Here is a 5,508-nt window from a genome sequence, read left to right as displayed (position 1 = left end):
ATCGTCTACCGGTCCGCTGTGGTGCTGAATGCTGTGATCGCATGGTCCAAACGATTGTCAGACATGCCCTAGGGCTTCGATGACCGCGGCCTGGCTGGGCGTTGCCGGGTTCGTGGCGGCCTCTCGACGCACCGCGTCGCGGATCGCTTCGGGCACTCGCACGTTCAGGGCCGCGGTCGGCGCCCCACGCCGCGCCAGGGGCGCATACCCACCGGCCGGGTCCGAGGTCGTTGCCGGTTCTGCGGGGATCACCGCTCCGGGAGCCGGGGTCTGGGGGGCCGGGGTGGGCTTGCGTCGCTGTGCTCGCAGACTCAGGTCGGGCTCAAGCTGCTTCTCGTTCATGCGGTGATCCTTTCGAAGATGAGGCCGGCCAGGTCGGCGTAGGCGGAGGCGACGGGTTCGCGCTTCTCATAGTGGCCCAGCCAGTCGCAGGCCAGACGTGCACCGGGGACGATGGAGCGGGCCGGCACCAGGGGGGTGAGCAGCAGCCCGGTCTCGCGCAGCTCCCAGCAGGGCCATGGACTGTTTGAACGCGGCCACGCTGCGGCAGGCTCCGTGCACCCCGACGCAGTCGTCCGAGGCGGGGCGGGCCGCATAGATCACCCGTCTGCGGCGGTGAACGCGTTGGGGGTCAACGGCCCGCCCTGACGGTCGGGGCAGTGGACGACGAGCTGTGGATGCCGCGAGCGAGACGAAGGGCGGGGGCTTCGCGTCTCCGCCTCTATCGTCGGGTCCCCGCGCCCTCCGGCCGACCCCATCCATGACGGCGCGGGGCTGCCGGCGTTCCGGACGGGCCCGGTTGACCGGCCTGCGATCACCCCACCGGCCCCGGGGACAGGGTCCACGTCGAGAGCAGCCGACCCAGCAGGCAGCCCCGCCCGGCCACCCTCAGTCCCGTGGCGTGACCGAGCGCAGCGCGAGCTCGGTGAGGACGGCCGCCTCGAGGGCCTCGCGTCCCTTGTCCTCTCGGGATCCGGGCAGGCCCGCCCGGTCGCGGGCCTGCTGCTCGGTGTCCACGGTGAGCACGCCGAAGCCCACGGGAACGCCGGTGCGCACCGAGACCTCCGTCACGCCCTGGGTCACGGACTGGCACACGTAGTCGAAGTGCGGGGTGTCCCCGCGCACCACGACGCCGAGGACCACGACGGCGTCGAAGCGCTCCGCCAGCCGCGCCGCAGCGACGGTGAGCTCGACGGTGCCGGGCACGCGCACGAGCACGGGCTCCAGGCCCAGGTCCGCTGCGGCGGCCTGCGCCCCGGCGATCAGTCCGTCCATGATCTCCGTGTGCCACTGGGCGGCGACGATCGCCACGTTCAGGCCGCTCGCAGCGGCGGGGTCGGGGGTGAAGGTCGGGGCTCCGGCGCCGCTCATGGGGTGTCCTCCTGGTGGGTGGGGTGGGTCGGGTCGGTGGTCGGGTCATCGGCCGGCGTGGCGGGGCCGCCGGTGGCCGTCGGCGGTTCGAGCACGCGGTCCGCCAGGGCGTGGGCCATCCGGTCCCGCTTGGTGCGCAGGTAGACGACGTTGTGCTCGGTGACGGGCGTGGGGGCCGGGACACGCTCGACGACGTCGATGCCGGCCGCCCGCAGCCCCGCGACCTTCGCGGGGTTGTTGGTGACCAGGCGGATGCGCCGATGGCCGGCGGCCGTGAGGACGGCGGCGGCCCCGGCCCAGTCGCGCGCCTCGGCGGGCAGACCGAGGGCGAGGTTGGCCTCGACGGTGTCCATCCCCTCCTCCTGGAGCCGGTAGGCGCGGATCTTGTTCGCCAGGCCGATGCCGCGTCCTTCGTGGCCCCGGAGGTAGAGGACGGCGCCGCCCTCGATCGCCGCGCGGGCCAGGGCGTCCTCGAGCTGGGGGCCGCAGTCGCAGCGCAGGGAGCCGAGGACGTCGCCGGTGAGGCACTCCGAGTGCACGCGGACGGTGAGGGGACGCTCCGGGTCGGTCTCCCCCGCCACGAGCAGCAGGTGTTCGGCCCCGGTCTCGGCGTCCACGTGCACGCTCACGCGGAACAGGCCGTGCCGGGTCGGCAGGGTGGCCTCGGCGGGGACGGCGGTCAGGGCCGGCGTCGTCTCCTCCAGGTGGGCCACGAGGTCCTCGATGGAGATGAGGACGAGATCGTGCTCGTCGGAGAACTCCCGCAGGGCGGGCAGGCGCATCATGGTGCCGTCGTCGTGGACGAGCTCGGCGATGGCGGCCACGGGCGCGACGCCGGCCAGGCGGCACAGCTCGACGCCGGCCTCGGTGTGGCCGCGGCGGGCCCGGACGCCGCCGGGGACGGCGCGCAGGGGGAACACGTGACCGGGCCGGGTCAGGTCACCGGGGGCGGCACCGGGGTCGGCGAGCACGCGGAGGGTGCGGGTGCGGTCGGCGGCGGAGATGCCGGTGGTGACGCCGGCGGCGGCGTCCACGCTCACGGTGTAGGCGGTCCCCTTGGGGTCCTCGTTGACGGTGGTCATGGGCGGCAGGGCCAGGCGGTCGGCCAGGCCGGCCGGCAGGGGCGCGCAGATGACGCCCGAGGTGTGGCGGACGGTGAAGGCGGTGACCTCGTCGGTGGCCAGGGCGGCCGCGTAGATCAGGTCGCCCTCGTTCTCGCGGTCGGCGTCGTCCACGACGACGACGGGCCGGCCGGCGGCGATCGCGGCGATCGCCGCGGGGACGGGGTCCAGACGGATGTGCTCGCTCACGGGCGGGCCTCCTCGGTGGGTGCGGCGGGGGCGGACGGGATGAGCGCGAGACGCTCGGCGTACCGGGCGAGGACGTCGGTCTCGAGGTTGACGCGGTTGCCCGGCCGCAGGGCGCCCAGGGTGGTGGCCTCGAGCGTGGCCGGGATGATGCCGACCTCGAACCAGTGCGCGGCCGCGCCCGGGTCGGAGACGGCGGTGACGGTGAGGGAGACGCCCTGCAGGGCGATGGCCCCCTGCGCGGGGACGTAGCGGGCCAGGCGGGCGGGCAGGCCGATGCGCAGAGTGGTCCAGGCCCCGTGCGGGGTGACCGCGAGGACCTCGCCGGTCCCGTCCACGTGGCCCTGGACCACGTGCCCGTCCAGGTGGTCGGTGGGGCGCAGGCAGCGCTCGAGGTTGACCCGGTCCCCCGGGGCGCGGTCGCCGAGGCTGGTCATGCGCAGCGTCTGGCCCATGAGGTCGGCACGGAACACGCCGGGGCGCTCCGTGGGCTCGTCGAGGGCCGTGAGGCACACGCCGTCGACGGCGAGCGAGCCGCCGGCGGGCAGCCCGTCGAGGGCGCCGCCGGCGTCGAGGGTCAGCAGGGCGGTGTCGGCGGCCGCGTCGTGCTCGAGGGCGACGACGGTGCCGAGATGGGTGACGATGCCGGTGAACACTCAGTCCTCCTGGAAACGGGTCGGGGCGGGGGCGGTGGGCAGGCGCGGGGCCGGCACCGGGCTCAGGTGGGTCCAGACGTCGACGCCGAGGGCACGGACGGGGCCGCCCTCCGCGGGGTCGGGGTGCCAGCGCAGTCCCTCGGACAGCGTGGCGACGTCCAGGCCGGCGACGGCGGCGCGGCCCGGGCCGAGCAGCAGGGGCGCGGTGTAGACCATGAGCTCGTCCACGAGGCTGGCGCGCAGCCACGCGCCGAGCACGCGGGGCCCGCCCTCGATGAGCACGTGCTCGGCACGGCGGCCGTGGGGCCAGGGCCCGGGGTGGGCCGCGAGCACGGCCAGGACGGCGTGCGGGTCGTGGTCGAGGACCTCCAGCACCACCGGGTGGGTGCGCAGGGCGGCGCCGTCGGGCACGGGCCGGTGACCCTGGACGACGGGCACGGGCTGGTGCGCGAGTTCGGCGCCGACGGCGTCACGGGCGGTGAGGCGGGGGTCGTCGGCCAGCACGGTCCCCGTGCCGACGACGATGGCGTCGACGCGGGAGCGCACCTCGTGGGCGTGGACGCGGGAGTCCGGGCCGGTGATCCACTGGCTCGTGCCGTCGGCGGCCGCGGCGTGGCCGTCGAGGGACTGAGCGAGGTGCCCGGTCACCCACGGACGGCCTGCGTCGCGGACCTCGCGCCAGCGGGCGGTGAGCGTGAGGGCGGCCGCCTCGCCGGTGGGGCCGGTGACGTGCACCCCGTGCGCGGCGAGGCGGGCCGCGCCGCCGCCGTCGTGACCGGTGGGGTCCGCGACGGCGTAGCGCAGTGCGCCGATCCCCGCGTCCAGGACGGCCTGCGAGCAGGGGCCGGTGCTGCCGGTGTGGTCACAGGGCTCGAGGGTGACGTGCAGCGTCAGGCCGGCGGGGTCGAGGGCGGCCAGGGCCGGATCCGTGGCGCGGGCGGCCCGCCAGCGGGTCAGGGCGTCGACCTCGGCGTGGGCAGTCCCCCGTCCGCGGTGGTGGCCGACGGCCAGGACGCGGCCGGCCTCGTCGGTCAGGACGGCCCCGACGAGGGGGTTGGCGCCGCGCACACCGCGCAGCGCGGCGCGGACGGCGAGGTCCATGGGGTCGGCGGACGGGGTCTCGGCGGCGCTCATCGGGCGACGTCCCCCTCGGGGCCGTCCGGCAGCAGCGTCTCCACGGCGGGCTTGTCCCGGTCTGTGGCGCGCAGCCACACGAAGAAGCCGATCAGGGTGAAGGCGCCGTAGAAGGCGTACATCACGGCCGAGGCGTAGTAGCCGGTGCTCCACAGCAGGGGCACGCCGACGACGTCCACGGCCACCCAGATCAGCCAGAACTCCACCCAGCCGCGCGCCATGCCGTAGGTCGCCAGCAGCGATCCCACGAACGTCCAGGCGTCCGCCCACACCGGCTCCCACGAACCCAGGGCGCGGAACACGGGGGTGAGGGCGACGGTGCCGACCGCCATGGCCGTCACGAGGAACACGCGCCCGCGCCAGCCGGCCCACTCCGGGGTGATGGCGGGAGCGTCCTCGGCGTGGCCCCGGCGGGCCTGACGCCAGCGCGCCCAGCCGTAGACGGAGACGGCGATGAACATGACCTGTCGGCCGGCCTGGCCGAGCAGGGTGGCGTGATCGGCCCCCGTGAACAGGGAGGCGAGGAAGACCGTCAGCAGGATGAGGTTGCCGAGGATGCCCACGGGCCAGGCCCAGACCCTGCGCGCCATGCCGCCCAGGGCGGAGGCGAGGCCGAAGACGTTGCCCAGCACCTCGCGCATGAGCAGGCCGCCGCCGGCGACCGGGATGGTCCAGTTGAACGCGTCCACCAGCCAGTCCATGACCGTGACGCCACCTCCTCGGATCGGGACTCCGAGGGGTGCGCTCCGCAGCCCTCCCGCGCAGGGCGCGGAACGGCTCCGCCGCGTGCCTCTCCCATCCCGACTGTACGGTCGGCACCGGAATTCCACCGGTCAGGCCGCCCGGCACCGCCTCGGATGAGGACGGGCCGCGCGGTTAGCGGGCTGTCACCGCCGGTGCGGATTTCCACCGCATCTCGGAGCACGTTGCTGTCCAGCAGTATCGCACGCCCGGCCGGCCGCGCATGCCGGACGTCGCCGGGCGACGTCCGGCGCGGCGGGCGGGCGCGTCGCCGGGCTAGTGGCAGGCGCGGGGGGGGG

At 75.5% G+C, this 5,508-nt stretch carries 6 protein-coding genes and 1 riboswitch; all 6 genes read right to left on the bottom strand.

The genetic code is table 11. The annotated features are described in order from the left end of the window. Nucleotides 1-57 precede the first annotated feature (57 nt). Nucleotides 58-342 carry a hypothetical protein gene (locus SJ20_RS11810; RefSeq protein WP_082067645.1) on the bottom strand — a complete coding sequence of 95 codons (285 nt, stop codon included), beginning with the start codon at nucleotides 340-342 and terminating at the stop codon, nucleotides 58-60. A gap of 546 nt (nucleotides 343-888) precedes the next feature. Continuing rightward, complete coding sequence (ribH, locus tag SJ20_RS10885) at nucleotides 889-1,371, bottom strand: 6,7-dimethyl-8-ribityllumazine synthase (RefSeq protein ID WP_044659922.1); 483 nt, start codon at nucleotides 1,369-1,371, stop codon at nucleotides 889-891. Further along, complete coding sequence (locus tag SJ20_RS10880) at nucleotides 1,368-2,681, bottom strand: bifunctional 3,4-dihydroxy-2-butanone-4-phosphate synthase/GTP cyclohydrolase II (RefSeq protein ID WP_044659921.1); 1,314 nt, start codon at nucleotides 2,679-2,681, stop codon at nucleotides 1,368-1,370. The genes ribH and SJ20_RS10880 overlap by 4 nt, the downstream gene beginning before the upstream one ends. After that, nucleotides 2,678-3,334: a riboflavin synthase gene (locus tag SJ20_RS10875; RefSeq protein ID WP_044659920.1), complete on the bottom strand. Its 657-nt coding sequence runs from the start codon at nucleotides 3,332-3,334 to the stop codon at nucleotides 2,678-2,680. The genes SJ20_RS10880 and SJ20_RS10875 overlap by 4 nt, the downstream gene beginning before the upstream one ends. After that, nucleotides 3,335-4,468, bottom strand: coding sequence for a bifunctional diaminohydroxyphosphoribosylaminopyrimidine deaminase/5-amino-6-(5-phosphoribosylamino)uracil reductase RibD (gene ribD / locus SJ20_RS10870; protein ID WP_044659919.1), 1,134 nt, complete (start codon nucleotides 4,466-4,468; stop codon nucleotides 3,335-3,337). Beyond that, the gene (gene pnuC / locus SJ20_RS10865) at nucleotides 4,465-5,169 is read right to left on the bottom strand and encodes a nicotinamide riboside transporter PnuC (RefSeq protein ID WP_004167571.1); all 705 of its coding nucleotides are present in this window, start codon (nucleotides 5,167-5,169) and stop codon (nucleotides 4,465-4,467) included. The genes ribD and pnuC overlap by 4 nt, the downstream gene beginning before the upstream one ends. An 82-nt stretch (nucleotides 5,170-5,251) precedes the next feature. Beyond that, nucleotides 5,252-5,396: riboswitch (FMN riboswitch) on the bottom strand. Between the last annotated feature and the right edge of the window lie 112 nt (nucleotides 5,397-5,508).

This window comes from Micrococcus sp. MS-ASIII-49, from assembly GCF_000946635.1.
Lineage (GTDB): Bacteria > Actinomycetota > Actinomycetes > Actinomycetales > Micrococcaceae > Micrococcus > Micrococcus luteus.
This window is presented reverse-complemented; position numbering and strand designations above follow the sequence as displayed.